The following is a 381-nucleotide window of genomic DNA, read 5'->3' on the forward strand; positions in this document are numbered from 1 at the left end:
GGTTATACTGTGAAGACGACATTCGCCGAAAATTCGCATGCTCAATTAAGAGCAACTCACAAATTTTACCTTAGCCTGATCCGTTACCAGTGAAAGTAACGTTCAGTCTATCTTTCTATCACATACCCAAATTTTTAAAGAACGATCTAATCAAAAGACTAGAAATCAATATTCACAGCGGAATATTCATTTCTAAGCTTTAACGATTCAAGGCCACCTCACATGGTCAGCCTATCGTCTTCTTCAATGAATCAAGCAATTCGTGTGGGAACTTATGGAGCAGCTGATGTCGTCGATTAAGGAGGTGATCCAGCCGCAGGTTCCCCTACGGCTACCTTGTTACGACTTCACCCCAGTCATGAATCACACCGTGGTAACCGT

At 42.5% G+C, this 381-nt stretch carries 1 rRNA gene; it reads right to left on the reverse strand.

The annotated features are described in order from the left end of the window. Positions 1 to 297 precede the first annotated feature (297 nt). A 16S ribosomal RNA gene (locus AC1DQM_RS29960) occupies positions 298 to 381 on the reverse strand; the annotation flags it as partial.

This window comes from Pseudomonas sp. 01L34, assembly GCF_056400265.1.